Origin of the sequence: Azoarcus sp. DN11, assembly GCF_003628555.1 — a bacterium.
Lineage (GTDB): Bacteria > Pseudomonadota > Gammaproteobacteria > Burkholderiales > Rhodocyclaceae > Aromatoleum.
Genome location: NZ_CP021731.1, coordinates 3,173,402 through 3,188,318, shown reverse-complemented (window position 1 = coordinate 3,188,318; position 14,917 = coordinate 3,173,402). Strand labels below are relative to the sequence as shown.

Sequence of the window (14,917 nt, the reverse complement as noted above, 5' to 3'; positions counted from 1 at the left end):
TCTCCTTGAGGGATCAGGCGGCCGCCGCGCCGTCGCGGGCGGACTGGAAAAGATCGAGGCGCAGGTTCACGAGGTCGCCATCCTGCAGGCCGAGCGTCTCGCGGATCGGCAGCGGTGCGACGATCTCGAACTTGTCGTCCGGGTAGTCGGGCATTTCCGGGAACACGACCGCGCCGGTGAGGTGGCCGGCGATATGCACGCCGAAGCATTTCGCGGCGCAGAAACCGTCGCGCGGCGTGATCGCGATGCCGGCGGCGGCGCGCAGGCGGGACCGCGCCCAGTCCCAGGCCGTGCCACGCATGCGCAGGTTGAAGGTGCCTGGCCACGGGATGAAGCCCAGTTTCCTGCGGAATTCGAGGATCACCCAGTCGATCGCGGTGAAGCGCGAGCCTTCGCCGAGCCCTGCGGCGACTTCGCCTTCGAGTTCGAGGCTGGTGGCGGTGGTCATCATGCCGGCTGCTCCCGCTGCGACTTGGCGTGCTCGCGCTCCTCGTTGCCGGTCCAGCGGCCGAAGAGGTCGACGTCGAGGTCGAACTGGTCGAGCACCTTGGTCACCGACTGGTTGATGATGTCGTCGATGGTCTTGGGCCGGTGGTAGAAGGCGGGCAGCGGCGGCACCAGCACCGCGCCGGTCTCGGTGGCCTGCGTCATCAGGCGCAGGTGGCCGAGGTGCAGCGGTGTCTCGCGCAGCATCAGCACGAGCTTGCGCCGCTCCTTGAGTGTGACGTCGGCGGCGCGGATCAGCAAGTTGGTGTTGAAGCAGTTGGCGACCGCGGAGAGCGTCTTGATCGAGCAGGGCGCGATGATCATGCCGGCGTGCTTGAACGAGCCGCTCGCGATGGAGGCGCCGACGTCGTTGTTGTCATGCACGCAGGAGGCGAGGCGCTTGACGTCGTTGATCGAGTAGTCGGTCTCGTAGACGATCGTGCGCTTGGCCGAGTCGGACATCACGAGGTCGGTCTCGACGCCAGCATGCTTGAGGGCTTCGAGGATGCGGATGCCGTAGATCGCACCGCTTGCTCCGGAAATGCCGACGACGATTCTCATGGTGCTGTCTCCGTTATTTGTGCAGCGTTGCGAGCAGGGCCTGCGCCTTCGCCAGCGCGGCGGCGGGCAGGGTGATGCGGTCGAATTCGGGGCCGGCGCCGCGAGTGGCGACAAAGCCGGCCTTGGAGCCGGCACTGCTGCCGGCGGAAGAGGGGTCGATGACGTAGCCTTCGGCGCCGCCGAGGATCACGGTGTCGCGTTCGGGCAGATAGCGCGTGGCCATCGCCCACGCGACCGCGCGCGGGTCGCGGATGTCGACGTCGTCATCGACGACGGTGACGGTCTTCAGCCGCTTGTCGAGATTCAGCGCGAGCATCACGAGGCGGCGCGCCTCGTGGCGCGGGCAGTTCCTGACCGCAATTGCGGCCGAGAAGCCGGCTGTTCCGCCCGTCAGGTCGAGATCGACGACGCCTGCGACCATCGTCTGCAGCTGACCGAGCAGTTCGGTGCCGGCGGCGAGCGAGAGCAGCGTGTCGACATCGCCCGACCACGGGCACAGGCCGGGGTAGATGAAGTTGTCGCGGTGCGTGACCGCGGTGACTTCGATCACGGGGCTCACGTTGGTGAAGTAATAGCCGGTGTTCTCGCCGAACGGGCCTTCGCTCTCGCGCACGCCCGGCAGGATGCGGCCTTCGATGACGATCTCGGCGCGCGCCGGGACTTCGACGTCCACGCTGCGCGCGCGCACCAGTTCGACCGGTTCGCCGCGCAGCCCACCCGCGACGGCCATCTTGTCCGGCCCCTGCGGGCCGCTGCGCACGACCGACGCGAGCAGCGTCGCGGGCTCCAGGCCCAGCGCGATGGCGACGTCGAGCGGCCGTCCCGCCGCCTCGGCGTTCGCGTGGAATTGCGACAGCGGCGGATTGGCGAGCAGCACGCCGAGCCGCCGTCCGCCCTTCACCATCATGCGGTGAATGCCCATGCCGCGCCGTCCCGTGGCGGGGTCGGTGCACAGCACGACGCCGGTCGTGATGAACGGTGCGCCGTCCTTCTCGTGATGGGTCAGGATGGGTAGCAGCGACAGCAGCTCGTCGGGGGATTCGTGCACGACTTCCTGCACCGGCGCGCTCTTCGCGACGACCGGCGCGATCGCGCGCTGCTTGTTCGCGAGCCAGGCCTGCGCGAGCCGGTCTTCCGTCGTGCCGAAAGCGAGCGCGACGCGGCGGCGGGCGCCGAACAGGTTGCCGGCGACGCGCGCGCCGGGGTAGCCGCGCACGTTCTCGAAGATCGCCGCGGGCGCGTCGGCCGGTAGGCTGCGCAGTACGGCCGCGATCTCGAACTTCGGGTCGAACTCGTCACGCACGTGCAGCAGGTCGTCGCCGAGGTCGGCCAGAAAGCTGCGCAGGTCGGGGTAGGCCATCGTTTTCGCGTTCCGTTCGATGATACGTGGATGCTTCGGGCGAGCCTCGTGGCCCGCCCGGTTCGGTCTGCTTACCGGTACCGCTCAGGCAAACGCTCCACCCGTTCGATCACCCGGATCGAGAACTTCCGGTCACTCAGCTGCCCGCGCCCCAGCCGCACCTGCAGGCTGTCGGCGAACTGGTCGAGCCTGCTCGACACCTCCACCTTCGCGCGCTGGTAGGTGTATTTGTGCAGCCCGTCGTTGAGCGTGCGGATCGTCAGTTCCAGCTCCTTGCCCTCGGCGAGTTCCGCGAGGTCCATCACGAACACTTCCCACTTGTTTGCCATGACCGCTCCTTATTTCTTCGCGCCGCGGAAGCCGTAATCGGCCCAGCTGTTGAGGACCTTCTCCTGGATGTCCTTCGGGTACACGTTCTTGAAGCTGACGACCGACGGCACGTCGTTGGTCTTGTCCCAATCGACCGGCCACAGGCAGTCGAACAGCACCTGCGAGCCGATCGAGTACTTGCGGTCGTGCGGCGTCGCGTGCGGATAGAGCGCCGTGCCGGTGGTGTTCTTGAAGACGTGGATGCCGCGCTCGGGATTGCAGCGCGTGCAGAACGCGTGATAGACCTCGTCCCAGTTGAAGATGTCGGTCTGGTCGTCGACCACCATCACCATGTGGAACCACGGGCCGAGCTTGGAGCCGAACGCGAGCTGCGCGATCTGCATCGCGATGCCGGCGTAGGTCGGCTTCACGCCGACGATCATCATGTGATGCGTCGAGCGCGGGTGCATATACACGCCGGTCACCGGGATGCCCTGGCTCTTCAAGAGCTTCTCCAGCTCCAGCCCGAGCGAGAACGAGCGCAGCAACTGGCCCTCGTCCTGCGGCACGCCCATGTTCGAGATCGTCATCGTCGCGTTGTTGCGATAGGTGATCGCATCGACGCGGAAGGTCACGCGGAAGTCGCGCGGGCTGGTGCGGTAGCCGGTGTATTCGCCGAACGGGCCTTCCTCGACCTTGTAGTCGGGCAGGATCATGCCCTCGATGATGATTTCGGCATCGGCCGGCACTTCGAGGTCGTTGGTCTCGCACTTCACCAGACGCACCGCCTCGCCCGCGAGCATGCCGCACAGCTCGGGCTCCGGGATCGGCGAGGGCGCGCAGGCCGCCATCGCAGCGAGCGGCGACAGCCCGATCGCGGTCGCGAAGGGGCAGCCTTCACCGCGCGGCAGGTAGTAGTCGGTCAGCGTCTTGCCGAGGTCCGAGAACGGGAACACCGCGCCCGACATCGTGCGGCCGTCCCACATCATCTGCCGATACATGCCCCAGTTCACATCGCCGCGCACCGGGTGCTTGGTGATGACGCCGTGCCAGGTGCCGACGTAGCGCCCGCCGTCGCCGTCATGCACCAGCGGCACCGGCAGCTTGCACAGGTCGACGTCGTCGCCGAGCAGAATGTTCTCCTTGCACGGCGCGTCGCGGCGGTCGACGATGACCGGCGCGATTGGTTCGCTGTTCGTGCGCTTGAGGTACTCCGCGCCGATCTGCGGCAGGGTGGAGGCCGGATCCATGCCCAGCGCGATCGCCATGCGCCGGTAGGTGGAGAGCGGGGCGCCGAAGTAGCTGAAGCCCGGATAATCCTTGATGTTCTCCATGAAGGGCGCGGCTTCGCCCAGTTCACACACGCGGCGCACGATCGCGCCGGCCTCGTTATCCCAATCCACTTCCTGCTTGATGCGCACCGCGTCGCCGGACTTGACGCATGCCTCGACGAATTCACGGTTGTTGCGGGGTGCCGAAATCTTTCCCACGTCTGTCTCCTTGGTGAGGAATATGCTGTTCGCTTCGGTGGTATCAGTGGATCTTCGAGAGCATCGCGTCCCACTTACCCTGCGCTTTCAGGATCAGCTCCGCGACTTCGCGCACCGCGCCGTGCCCGCCGCGCGCCGCCGTCACGTAGGCCGCGGCTTCCTTGACGTCCGCGACCGCGTCGCCGACCGCCACCGGCAGTCCGACGCGCTTCATCATCGACAGATCCACCAGGTCGTCGCCGACGTAGCAGACCTCGGCGTCGGAGATGTTCATTTCCTCCAGCATCTGCGTGTAGGGCTCGGTCTTCTTCTTGATGCCCTCAAAGAAGCGCTTGATCTTCAGCTCCTCGGCGCGATGGCGCACTGCGCCGGACTTCTTCGACGTGATGATCGCGACCTCGACGCCGCACAGCTGCAGCACGATCACGCCCATGCCGTCCTTGATGTCGAAGTTGCGCGACTCGATGCCATCGTCGTTGATGACGATGCGCCCGTCGGTCATGACGCCATCAACGTCGAGGATCACCAGCTTGATGTTCTTGGCCTTTTCCATGTCTTCGTTCCCTCTTCAGTTGAGCCTTGCCCGGCCACTCCCTCCCCTTCAAGGGGAGGGCTGGGGTGGGGATGGGTGGACTCCGCAGCGTGTGCAAGAAACCCATCCCGATCCTGTCCTTCCCCTTGAAGGGGAAGGGACCTGCTAACCCGGGTCGAGTAGCTTTCAGATCCCGATCCCGTACTCGTGCCACCGCGCCCGGATCTTCGCCAGCGTCTCCTCGTCCATGCGCGCCTCGACCGGCTTCTGCTTCCATTCGAACGGAATGCACGCGTCCATCAGGATGCGCGAGGTCGTGAGCTTGTCGGAGTTCGGGTCGAGCGCCGGGTCGAGCGGCGTCGAGCGGCCGCGCTTGATGAGCTCGGTGCCGCGCATCGGGTCGTAGCGGCAGGACAGTGCCCAGAACACGCGCTGCAGGTCGTCGGCCTGGATGTCCTCATCGACCGTAATGACGCCCTTCATGCCGTAGTTGCCGGTGTTCGTGCCGAGCACCGCGTCGGCGACCTGGCGCGAATGCCCCGGGTAGGCCTGCTTCACCGACACGACCGTCCAGAAGCGCCCCGCGGACTCGGGCAGCACGCACACCGACTGGATGCCCGGGATGCGCATCTGCTCCAGTTCGGTCCACAGCGTCGCCGTGCGCGTGAAGGCGAGCAGCATATGCACGTCGGTCACCGGACGGCCCTGGCCGGTCGCCCACAGGATCGGGTTGTTGCGATGCAGGATCTGCTGCACTTCCAGCACCGGCTTCGGGATCGGCTTGTGCAGCTCGTCGGTGTAGTAGCCGGTGTATTCCGCGAACGGGCCTTCGGGCAGGAAGGCGTTCGGGTCGATCTCGCCCTCGAGCACGATCTCCGCGCCCGCCGGCACCGGCAGCCCGGTCAGCGGCGCCATCAGGAACTCGGCCTGCTGGCCGCGCACAGTGCCGGTGATGTCGTAGTCGGACGCCCCCTTGTGCATCAGCGTGCCCGCCATGAAGATCAGCGGATCGCAGCCGATGATCGCCGCCGCGGGCATCTTCTTGCCCATCTTGGCGTACTTCTTCATGATCCGTTCGCCGCGCTTGCCCGGCAGGATCTGCACGCCGCAGCGCTTGTCGTCGAGCATCTGCATGCGGTAAGTGCCGAGGTTCACCTCGCCCGTCTCCGGGTCCTTCAGCACCACCGACACCATCGTGCCGATGTAGCGCCCACCGTCGAGCGGGAAGAACTTCGGCACCGGGAACATGCTGAGATCGACCTTGTCGCCGGTCAGCACGTTTTCCAGCACCGGCCCTTCCTTCACTTCCTTCGCCTTGATCAGGCCTTCGGACGTGATCGTCTTCTTCATCCATTGCTGCGCCGACTGGCACAGCGTGAGGTCGTGCGGCAGGCCCAGCATGATCGCGAGGCGCTTGGTCGTCGCGAAGGCGCCCGTGAACACCGGCGTGTCGTAGCCCTTCACGCTCTCGAACAGCAGCGCCGGGCCTTTCTTCTCCTCGGTGAGCTTCGAGACGTGCGACAGCTCCAGATTCCAGTCGACCTCGGTCGTGACGCGCTTCAGTTCATGGGCTTCGGCGCACTGGTTGATGAAATATCTCAGATCCATTTCGGATGTCTCCTTGGCGGGAAAGTTGGGGTTGTTGTGTGACGGGAATCAATGCATCGCCTGCACCGACTCGATGACTTCGTAGCCGGCAGCCCCGAGCGCGCGCGTCACTTCGTCCGTGTCCGCGTGGTGGAAGCGCACGATCACCTTCCGCTCCTGATCGCCGCTCGCGACGCCCTTCGGGCCCAGGCTGATCGGGTAGATCGCATGCACCTCGGCGCCGGTGCCTTCGACGATGTCGGCGATGCGGCCGATCGTCCCGGGGCCGATGCGCGTCGGCGCCAGCGTCACGCCGCTCCTGCGCTCCCACGCGCCGAGGAAGTGCGCCGCGAGCGAGAACATCTCGATCGCCGAGATCATCCCGACGACGTGACCGTCGTCCATCACCGGCAGCTGGCCGACGCCCGCCTGCTGGCCGACCTGCAGGCAGCGCTCCATCGTGTCGTTGGCGTCGATAGTGGCGGGGTTGCGCACCATGATGTCCTTGACCTTTACGTGGTTCGAGAAGTAGTTGAGCTCATCCGGGCTCTGGCTGCGGATCGCGGCGTGCGCGGCGCGCAGGCAGCCGGCGCGGGTGACGAGCCCGCGCAGCCGCCCGTCATCGACGACCGGCAGCGCATGCAGATTGGTCTCCGACAGGATCCGCTTGGCTTCCGACAGCAGCGTGTCGCTGCCGAGCACCGCGGGGTTGGCTTGCATCCAGTTGCGTACGATCACGTTGATCTCCTCTTCAGGACAGGCGCTTGCCGACGAGCAGGTTCGAGACGATGTAGTCCATCGCCGAGGTCGCTCCGGTCGTCGCCGGTGCCTTCTGCTTGTTGCTCCAGATCGTCTCGGGGCGGGCCTGAAGCACGAACACGTTGCCGCCGACGGGCAGGTTTTTGTCGATCGCCCACTCGATGTCCATCGGGCGGCCGTAGTGCTTCTCGATCTTCTTGGCCATCCACGCGAGCTCGGTGATCTCGTCGTCGATCAGCGACTGGATGTTCTGGCGCTCCGCCGGCACCTCCATCGCGACCGAGCGCTGCAGCTTGAGGTCCGCCGTGTAGCAGATCTCCTTCGTCGAGATCGTCCGCTCGATGATGTCCAGCGTGACCTTGTTCACCACGAAGTTGTCCGGCGTCACCTCGCCCGACACCACCGACTCGCCGAAGCCGAAGTTCGAGTCGATCACGATCACCGAGCGGTCGCCGGTCGAGGGGTGCAGCGTGAACATCACGCCCGCGGTGTAGGCGTTCGCCATCTTCTGCACGCCCACGCTGATCGCCACCTGCTCGTGCGGGAAGCCCATGCGGATGCGGTAGGCGATGGCGCGCGCCGTGTACAGGCTGGAGAAGCAGCGCCGGATGTGGTGGATCACGTCGTCGATGCCGCGGATCCACAGGTAGGTGTCCTGCTGGCCGGCGAAGCTCGCGCCCGGCAGGTCCTCGGCCGTCGCGCTGGAGCGCACCGCCACCGGCACCGCCGGCAGGTAGCAGCGCACCGACAGCTTGCGGTAGGCCTCCGCGATCAGGTCCTCGAGCTCGATCGAGATCGGCCGCGACTCGATCATCTCGCGGATCTCGCGTGACGCCGCCTCCAGCCGGTCCATGTCGTCGTGATCGAGCCCCTGCAGCAGGGCATGGACCTCGTCCTGGATGCCGGCCTCGCGCATGAACTGCGCGTAGCCCGCGGTCGTCACCGCGAAGCCCGGTGGCACCCTTACGCCGGTGTTGATCAGCTCGCCGAGCGACGAGCACTTCCCGCCGACCAGCGGCACGGAATCCTTGTTGCAGTCCTCGAAGAAGCACACCTTCGGTGCCCGGCTGTCGAGGCCGGGCGCGAGGCGGACTTCTTCGGCCATCAAAGCGCTTCCCATCTTGGTTTCCCCTTCACTGGACGATCGTGACCAGGCCGGTCGAACCATCGACGCGCAGCGTCATGCCGGTCTTGATCACGCGGGTGGAATGGCCGGTGCCGACGACCGCCGGCATGCCGTACTCGCGGCACACGATCGCCGCGTGGCTCATCACGCCGCCGACGTCGGTGATGCAGGCCTTGATCTTCGCGAACGCGGGTGCCCAGGACGGCGAGGTCGTCGGGGCGACGAGGATCTCGCCCTCCTGCAGGTCGCGGATCTCCTCCGCGCTGCGGCACACGCGCGCCCTGCCTTCGACGGTGCCCGGGCTCGCCGGGAAGCCCTTCAGCTCGGTGATGCTGTCGGGGTCGGCGACTTCCTGAACGGAGGCCCAGGCCGACAGCGAACTGTTCGTGACGCCCCACAGCACGATCGTGAAGGGCTCCTGGATCACCTCCGGCGCGATGCCGATCGCCGGCGGCGGCGCCCACTCGCGGAACTTCTGCATCACGCCCTTGCGCCACTCGATCTCGGCCGGCCAGGTCTTCGTGCCGCGCGGAGTGACACCGGTCGCCCACGCGGTGACGATGTCCCACAGCGCCTGCTTGATCTCGTCGCGGCGCAGGTACCAGATATCCTCGATCTCGGCGATCAGGCCATGTTCCTGCATGATCGCGGCAACTTCGCGCATCTTGTTCCAGAACACCGAGTGGAACCAATGCTCGACGTAGAACAGGTGGTTCTCGACGTACGGGAACACCGTGCGGGCGCAGCCGAGCAGCTCGTCGAACTGCTTGCGGTCCTGGTCGTTGTCGATCAGGTCGCGATACTCGGCGGTGACGCGGTCGCGCTCGGCGCGCACGGCCTCCATCGGGCGGTCGATCTCCTGGCCGTCGCGCAGCTTCTGGATGTAGGTCTGGATGCCGTCCAGCGGCAGGTTCAGGTTGTCGTTCCAGCTGCGGTCCGTATGGAACCAGCCCGTGCCGGACGAGATGTTGAACCACGGGTAACGCGCCTTCTCGAAGGCCGCGAGCCACTCGTCACCGTGGCGCTGCCCGGCGAGCGCCGCCTTCACGTCCGCCCACTCGCGGTGTGCGGTCACGACGTCATCGACTTCGAGCGCGACGGCCTTCTTCGCCAGCGCCTTCAGCTCGTCGTCGGACTTGTACATGATCACGTCGATGCCCGAGATCATCTGCGTCACGCGCTGCAGCGGGATGCTCGGGAACAGCTTCTGCGTGAAGTCCATGAAGAACACGTAGGCCGCGTAGCCCAGGTTCAGGAACTCGAAGTGGTACTGCCAGCAGCGGATGCCGAGGTTGATCAGGTCGTCGTAGTTCTTGATCAGGTGGTAGGCGGTCGATTCGCCGACGCCGTCGGTCACCACCTTCAGGTCCTCGACCTCCGGCAGGCGCGGGATCGGCAGCGCCTCGAGCTCGGCGATCGTGCCCTCCATCTTGGTCTTCCACTTCGCCTCGAGCTCGTCCCAGTTCTTGTAGTAGTAACCGGCACGCTCCATGAAGTTGGGCACGCGCTGCCCGATCTCGTCGGGGTTCTTCACCGGCACCGGCGAGATATAGACGTAGCCGTTGATGATGCGGTGATCGACGCCGCGCACCGGCGGCACCTGGAAGATGCGGTTGTTGAACTGCGACAGCGCGAGGTACCAGGCCTCGTCCCAGATCGTGTCGAAGGGATAGAGCGGCTCGGGGTAATGCAGGCCGTCGTAGAACCAGAACGTGTCCTTCTCGTACTGGTTGCGCTCGGGATCGTCGGTGACGAACTGGTAGTGGTACGGATACATCAGCTCCCAGCCTTCGGTGCCCGGGATCGTCTTGCCCTTCACGTCGTGCGGAACAGGAAACTTCATGTTTTGTGTCCCCTCGTGCTGTGTCGTTTTTTGGATTTGGCCGGACTCGTTTTGCGACCGGTTGCGGAACATCCATCGCAACCGCTGTGCCAGCAGACGCTGACGCAATGCAGCAACGTTGCATGCCAGGAGGGTGCTGTGCGGGGCGGCGGAGACCGCGGCACAAGGCCGTCGGGCCCATGACGCAGTTGCGGAAAAAAATCTTTCGGAAACCTGCGAAAACGCTTGCCGCGCGCGGGATGCGCGGTCACGTGCAATGCCGGCGCTTGATCATTTGATGAAGCTTTTTGGGGCGTCGACAGGCCGTTTGATCATTTGGTGAACCGGCTCCCGAGTGCGGGAAATTGCAAGCAAAAAGCACGACTTCAAATCGTTTGATTTGGGTCAATACGGCGGTCAGGGACGGCGCGTAGAACGAGCGCTCTAGGAGGAGACAGCATGAGGACCAGGCAATGACCAGGGCCCATTCCAAGGCGCGCGTCGCGGCGGACGACCTGCGCTCGCGAGTCCATTTCTGCGCCGAAACCGGCCAGATCTGGCTGCACGAGCACCGCATGCTGCTCGTGCACGCCGAGGCACAGGCCTCGCTGCGCAAGGAACTGATCGACACGCTCGGAATGACCCGGGCGCGCGGCCTGCTGCTGCGCATGGGCTACGCCTCCGGGGTGCGCGACGCCGAACTCGTGCGCACGCGCATGCCCGAACTCAGCGAGGTCGACGCCTTCATGACCGGCCCGCAACTGCACTCGCTCGAAGGCATCGTCGGCGTGATCCCGATCCGCGTCGAAGTCGATCGCGAGGCCGGGACTTTCCACTGTGAATTCCGCTGGATCAACTCGTGGGAGGGGCAGTCGCACCGGCGACAGTTCGGCATCCACAACGAGCCCGTGTGCTGGACGCAGATCGGTTACGCCTGCGGCTACTCCTCGGCCTTCATGGGGCGCCAGATCCTGTACAAGGAAGTCGAATGCGCCGGGATGGGCGACGAAAGCTGTCGCATCGTCGGCAAGCCGATCGAGGAATGGGAGGACGCCGACGAGCATATGCGCTACTTCGCGCCCGATCCGATCGCCGACCAGCTCATCGACCTGCAGACCCAGATCGTGCAGCTGCGCTCGACGATCGCCGAGAAGGAAAACCTCCCGGCCGACATGATCGGCCATTCGCCCGGCTTCCGGCATGCGCTGGACCTGCTCAAGCAGGCCGCGAGCGGGCAGATCACCGTCCTGCTGCTGGGCGAGACGGGCGTCGGCAAGGAACTCTTCGCCCGCGCGCTGCACGAGATGAGCAACCGCCGCGACAAGCCGCTCGTGGCGATCAACTGCGCTGCGATCCCGCACGACCTCGTCGAATCCGAGCTCTTCGGGGTCGAGAAGGGCGCCTACACCGGCGCGCAGGTATCGCGCCCGGGGCGCTTCGAGCGGGCCGACGGTGGCACGCTCTTCCTCGACGAGGTCGGCGACCTGCCGCTCACCGCGCAGAGCAAGCTGCTGCGCGTGTTGCAGGAAGGCGAAGTCGAGCGCCTCGGTGATGACAGGCTGCGCAAGATCAACGTCCGCCTCGTCGCCGCGACCAACGCCGGCCTCGCGCAGCTGGTCAAGGAAGGGCGCTTCCGCGCCGACCTCTACTACCGCCTCAATGCCTTCCAGATCAACATTCCGGCGCTGCGCGAACGGCGTGACGATATCTCGCCGCTGGCGAAGCATTTCCTCGAAAAATACTCGGCGATCAACGGCAAGAAGCTGCTCGGCTTCACCGACAAGGCGAAGAAGGCGCTGGTCGGTTACGCCTGGCCGGGCAACATCCGCGAGCTGCAGAACACCGTCGAACGTGGCGTGATTCTCGCCCCACAGGGGGGGCGCATCGAGATCGAGCATCTCTTCCTGTCGCGCAGCGACGACGAGGTGCAGGAACTGGGCCTCGACTCCGACGGCAAGCTGGACATCGCCGGTCCCCACGCCGGTCGCGCCCTGTGCGAGGCCGTGTGCGACGGTGCGATGACCCTCGACGAGGTCGAGGCGATGCTGCTCGAAGCCGCGATGGACAAGGCTCGCGGCAACCTCTCGTGGGCGGCACGCATGCTCGGCATCACGCGCCCGCAGCTCGCCTACCGCCTGAAACGCCTGCACGAGGAGTCCGTCGCGCGCGACGGCGCGGCCGGCGAAATGCCGCGCGAAACGCGCGACCCGGGGCCGACATGAGCGAATCGCGGGCGAAAGTGCTCGCCTACCTGCAGGCGCATCATGCGATGACCCTCGCGTCGCTTGGCGAGGGCGGGGTATGGGCCGCCGCGGTCTTCTACGTGAACGACGGCTTGCGGCTGTACTTCCTCTCCGCGCCGACCTCGCGCCACAGCCGCAACATCGCGCACGACACCCGGATCGCCGTCACGATCCAGGAGGACTGCGCAGACTGGCCGCAGATCAAGGGCATCCAGGCCGAAGGGCGGGCCGCCGAGATCGCCGGCGAGGAGGAAAAACGGGCTCGCGAACTCTACGGGGCGAAATTCCCGATCGTCGGCAAGCTCGCGCAGGCCCCCGCGGCCATCGTGAAGGCGTTCGCAAAGGTGCGCTGGTACCGCTTCGAGCCCGAGCACCTGTACTTCATCGACAACTCGGCCGGGTTCGGACACCGCGAAGCGGTCGACTGCAGTGCCCCGGCGTAGGGGCAAGCCCTAAGTCTGCTCGACCAGGGTGGCCGCAGGCGACCCGGTGGCCGCATTCACATCGTGCCGGCGTTCGACTCCCCGGAATGCCCAGGCCGCGGCCACGCCGACGCCCGCGAGCAGGGGAATCAGCCAGCGGCCGCCATCCCATCCCCCGAGAGCGGTCGCGAGCGCGGCAATCGCCGGTACGCCGACGAAAGTCCCGAGGTTCGAACACTGCATCAGGATGCCGTTGCCGATCGCGATGTCGGCCGGCGAGCGCGCATGCAGCGGAATTCCGCCCATGACGGCCGCAGGCAGCAGGCCGCCGGCGCTGCAGGCGACGACCGCCGCGACCGACCGCAGCAGCGGATCGTAGCCCGCCGTGAACACGAACCAGCCCAGCCCGCCCATCATCACCATGACGCCCAACTGTAGCGTCCAGCGCGGAACGCCTCGTGCGAGCAAGTGCCCGGTAGTCAGGTTGCCGAGGATGTTGCCGCCGACGGCCACCGCGGTGAGCCAGGTCGCGTGCTCGGCCGTGTAGCCCATGTGCTCGACCGCAAACGAGGGCAGCCAGGTGGCGATCATGAACCATGTCGCCGCATAGCTCCCGAAGCACGCACCCATGAGCCAGAAGGCCGGCTGGGTGAGACGTGCGCGCGTGAATATCTGCAGCGGCGGCGGGCGCGGGCCGGCGCGTTCGGCGAGGCGACGATGCAGCAGCACGGCCGCGAGAAGGCTGGCCGCGACTGCCACGGCATTCGCAGCCCACAGTCCGCGCCATCCGTAGCGCTGGAGGAGCAGCGGCGCCACGGCCATCATCAATCCCATGCCGGTCGGCATGTAGCAGCTCCACAGGGTCAGCAGGCGCCGCCGGCGTGCGGGGTCATCGGCCGCGGCGGCGGCGAGGAGCGAGGGGGCGGCGACGACGACCAGCACGAAACCCGCGCCTTCGCAGGCGCGCGACGCAATCAGCGTCAGGCCGTCCGGGGCGGCGGCCCCGAGCGCGGAACCGATGCCCATCAGCAGCAACCCCGTCAGCAGCCCGCGTTCAGCGCCCAGGCGTGCGAGCGCGAGGCCTACGGCCACGCCAAACATTGCGGCTGCGGCGTTGATGGCCGTCGCGATCCAGCCGGCGTGGATGAGGTTCACCCCGAGCTGTTCGCGAATCGCGGCGAGTGCGGGGGGTACCTTGCCGACCTGGGCCGACGCGAGGCAACCTGCAAGAAGCGCCAGCGCAGTCGGGCTGTCGAGGGTCTTCATGGACATTCTGTCGAAGTGGCGGCGGAATATCCAAAAGAGTGGAAGTAAAACGATTTTAAGTCAAGCTAAATGGACGGCGAGACGCCCCGCCGCATGAGCCGACATTCCGCATCGGGCGCCGAAGCTCGAGCGCCGGGGGCAACGCTGGGCTGATGGTGCGGTACGGTAGAAATGACAAGGGGGCGTTTCCGCCCCCTTGTCGACAGCTCGATGGCGTTTGGGCGCCCTCGGCCGGTCAGGCTGCCTTGCGGCCCTTCACGCTGCTGGCCGGCGCGGTCAGCATCGGCTGAAGCGCGTTGCTGGCGGCTGCGAGGTTGGTTTCGGCAACGTCGCGGCTGGTCTTGACGAAGTTTTCATACGCCGCGCTGGCGTTGGTCATCGCAGTCTTGAGCGCATCGACGAAATCGCTGCTGCCGGCGGGCGCGGACTGGGCGACCTGCTCCATGAATTCACCGAAACCGCTCGTGAGTTCGTTGAGTTGCCGGGTACCGAAGGCTGCGATATCGCCCTGCGTCTCGAGGAACAGTTCGTTGATGCCGCGGAAGTATTCCGCGGCTTGCTCGAGCGATTTGCCCTGGGCGTTCATGCGGGAAGCGAACTGCCCGCGCAGATCCCCATCGACCACCGGGCTGGCACTCTCCGAGGCGCAGGCGCAGGCCGTGCGGGCGGCGCCGATGTTGAGGGCGATCAGGCGTTCGGTCGCACTGAAGATGATTTCGGCGAAGGACTGGAAGGCCTCGATGTTGCCGTTGGTGGCCTTTGCGAATTTTTGTGCGGATACGTAATTGTTCATGTCGAGCTCTCCTCAGCTATATGTGTGGTCACGCGCTGTCGGATCTCTGTCGTCTGGGCGCAGGGTGGGGGGGAACTCGAATGCTACGTTGCAAACATTGCGTATGACATACATCGTTCTGCGTGTTTTACGTACTGGTTTATCGGTATTCTGACGAGTGG

14 protein-coding genes are annotated in these 14,917 nt (G+C 66.0%); 2 read left to right on the top strand and 12 right to left on the bottom strand.

What is annotated here, in order from left to right:
* Positions 1-13 precede the first annotated feature (13 nt).
* The 10 genes from CDA09_RS14640 to CDA09_RS14595 all read right to left on the bottom strand — a co-directional run bounded on the left by CDA09_RS14640 (position 14) and on the right by CDA09_RS14595 (position 10,053).
* Positions 14-451: a DUF120 domain-containing protein gene (locus CDA09_RS14640; protein ID WP_121429323.1), complete on the bottom strand. Its 438-nt coding sequence runs from the start codon at positions 449-451 to the stop codon at positions 14-16.
* Positions 448-1,047, bottom strand: a complete 600-nt coding sequence (locus CDA09_RS14635; protein ID WP_121429322.1) for a UbiX family flavin prenyltransferase — start codon at positions 1,045-1,047, stop codon at positions 448-450. Before CDA09_RS14635 ends, CDA09_RS14640 begins: the two co-directional genes overlap by 4 nt.
* Before the next feature lie 13 nt (positions 1,048-1,060).
* Entirely contained in the window at positions 1,061-2,407 is a 1,347-nt protein-coding gene (locus CDA09_RS14630) for a UbiD family decarboxylase (RefSeq protein WP_121429321.1), read from the bottom strand.
* Between the two features lie 71 nt (positions 2,408-2,478).
* Positions 2,479-2,736 (bottom strand): phenylphosphate carboxylase subunit gamma, encoded by a 258-nt coding sequence (ppcG, locus tag CDA09_RS14625; protein ID WP_121429320.1) that lies wholly within the window; start codon positions 2,734-2,736, stop codon positions 2,479-2,481.
* Between the two features lie 9 nt (positions 2,737-2,745).
* On the bottom strand, positions 2,746-4,206 hold the full coding sequence (gene ppcA, locus CDA09_RS14620; protein ID WP_121429319.1) for a phenylphosphate carboxylase subunit alpha: 1,461 nt from the start codon (positions 4,204-4,206) through the stop codon (positions 2,746-2,748).
* A 43-nt stretch (positions 4,207-4,249) separates the two neighbouring features.
* The gene (gene ppcD / locus CDA09_RS14615) at positions 4,250-4,759 is read right to left on the bottom strand and encodes a phenylphosphate carboxylase subunit delta (RefSeq protein WP_121429318.1); all 510 of its coding nucleotides are present in this window, start codon (positions 4,757-4,759) and stop codon (positions 4,250-4,252) included.
* Between the two features lie 165 nt (positions 4,760-4,924).
* On the bottom strand, positions 4,925-6,346 hold the full coding sequence (ppcB, locus tag CDA09_RS14610; RefSeq protein WP_121429317.1) for a phenylphosphate carboxylase subunit beta: 1,422 nt from the start codon (positions 6,344-6,346) through the stop codon (positions 4,925-4,927).
* Positions 6,347-6,394: 48 nt separating this feature from the next.
* Positions 6,395-7,063, bottom strand: a complete 669-nt coding sequence (locus CDA09_RS14605; protein ID WP_121429316.1) for a CBS domain-containing protein — start codon at positions 7,061-7,063, stop codon at positions 6,395-6,397.
* 13 nt (positions 7,064-7,076) lie between these two features.
* Positions 7,077-8,204, bottom strand: a complete 1,128-nt coding sequence (locus CDA09_RS14600) for a PEP/pyruvate-binding domain-containing protein (protein WP_121429315.1) — start codon at positions 8,202-8,204, stop codon at positions 7,077-7,079.
* Between the two features lie 13 nt (positions 8,205-8,217).
* Entirely contained in the window at positions 8,218-10,053 is a 1,836-nt protein-coding gene (locus tag CDA09_RS14595; RefSeq protein WP_121429314.1) for a PEP-utilizing enzyme, read from the bottom strand.
* A 452-nt stretch (positions 10,054-10,505) separates the two neighbouring features.
* Here CDA09_RS14595 and CDA09_RS14590 point away from each other — a divergent pair, with 452 nt between their 5' ends.
* Complete coding sequence (locus CDA09_RS14590; protein WP_121429313.1) at positions 10,506-12,254, top strand: sigma-54-dependent Fis family transcriptional regulator; 1,749 nt, start codon at positions 10,506-10,508, stop codon at positions 12,252-12,254.
* Positions 12,251-12,718 carry a pyridoxamine 5'-phosphate oxidase family protein gene (locus CDA09_RS14585; RefSeq protein ID WP_121429312.1) on the top strand — a complete coding sequence of 156 codons (468 nt, stop codon included), beginning with the start codon at positions 12,251-12,253 and terminating at the stop codon, positions 12,716-12,718. The genes CDA09_RS14590 and CDA09_RS14585 overlap by 4 nt, the downstream gene beginning before the upstream one ends.
* Positions 12,719-12,727: 9 nt before the next feature.
* On the opposite strand, the gene CDA09_RS14580 is transcribed toward CDA09_RS14585, so the two are convergent.
* Entirely contained in the window at positions 12,728-13,963 is a 1,236-nt protein-coding gene (locus CDA09_RS14580) for an MFS transporter (protein ID WP_121429311.1), read from the bottom strand.
* A gap of 235 nt (positions 13,964-14,198) precedes the next feature.
* Complete coding sequence (locus CDA09_RS14575; RefSeq protein WP_121429310.1) at positions 14,199-14,756, bottom strand: phasin family protein; 558 nt, start codon at positions 14,754-14,756, stop codon at positions 14,199-14,201.
* Between the last annotated feature and the right edge of the window lie 161 nt (positions 14,757-14,917).

What these genes read in the sequence shown, in the direction of transcription:
- CDA09_RS14640 (WP_121429323.1), bottom strand. Translation starts at nt 451, where the DNA reads ATGATGACCACCGCCACCAGCCTCGAACTCGAAGGCGAAGTCGCCGCA.
- CDA09_RS14635 (WP_121429322.1), bottom strand. Translation starts at nt 1,047, where the DNA reads ATGAGAATCGTCGTCGGCATTTCCGGAGCAAGCGGTGCGATCTACGGC.
- CDA09_RS14630 (WP_121429321.1), bottom strand. Translation starts at nt 2,407, where the DNA reads ATGGCCTACCCCGACCTGCGCAGCTTTCTGGCCGACCTCGGCGACGAC.
- ppcG (WP_121429320.1), bottom strand. Translation starts at nt 2,736, where the DNA reads ATGGCAAACAAGTGGGAAGTGTTCGTGATGGACCTCGCGGAACTCGCC.
- ppcD (WP_121429318.1), bottom strand. Translation starts at nt 4,759, where the DNA reads ATGGAAAAGGCCAAGAACATCAAGCTGGTGATCCTCGACGTTGATGGC.
- ppcB (WP_121429317.1), bottom strand. Translation starts at nt 6,346, where the DNA reads ATGGATCTGAGATATTTCATCAACCAGTGCGCCGAAGCCCATGAACTG.
- CDA09_RS14600 (WP_121429315.1), bottom strand. Translation starts at nt 8,204, where the DNA reads ATGGGAAGCGCTTTGATGGCCGAAGAAGTCCGCCTCGCGCCCGGCCTC.
- CDA09_RS14595 (WP_121429314.1), bottom strand. Translation starts at nt 10,053, where the DNA reads ATGAAGTTTCCTGTTCCGCACGACGTGAAGGGCAAGACGATCCCGGGC.
- CDA09_RS14590 (WP_121429313.1), top strand. Translation starts at nt 10,506, where the DNA reads ATGACCAGGGCCCATTCCAAGGCGCGCGTCGCGGCGGACGACCTGCGC.
- CDA09_RS14585 (WP_121429312.1), top strand. Translation starts at nt 12,251, where the DNA reads ATGAGCGAATCGCGGGCGAAAGTGCTCGCCTACCTGCAGGCGCATCAT.
- CDA09_RS14580 (WP_121429311.1), bottom strand. Translation starts at nt 13,963, where the DNA reads ATGAAGACCCTCGACAGCCCGACTGCGCTGGCGCTTCTTGCAGGTTGC.
- CDA09_RS14575 (WP_121429310.1), bottom strand. Translation starts at nt 14,756, where the DNA reads ATGAACAATTACGTATCCGCACAAAAATTCGCAAAGGCCACCAACGGC.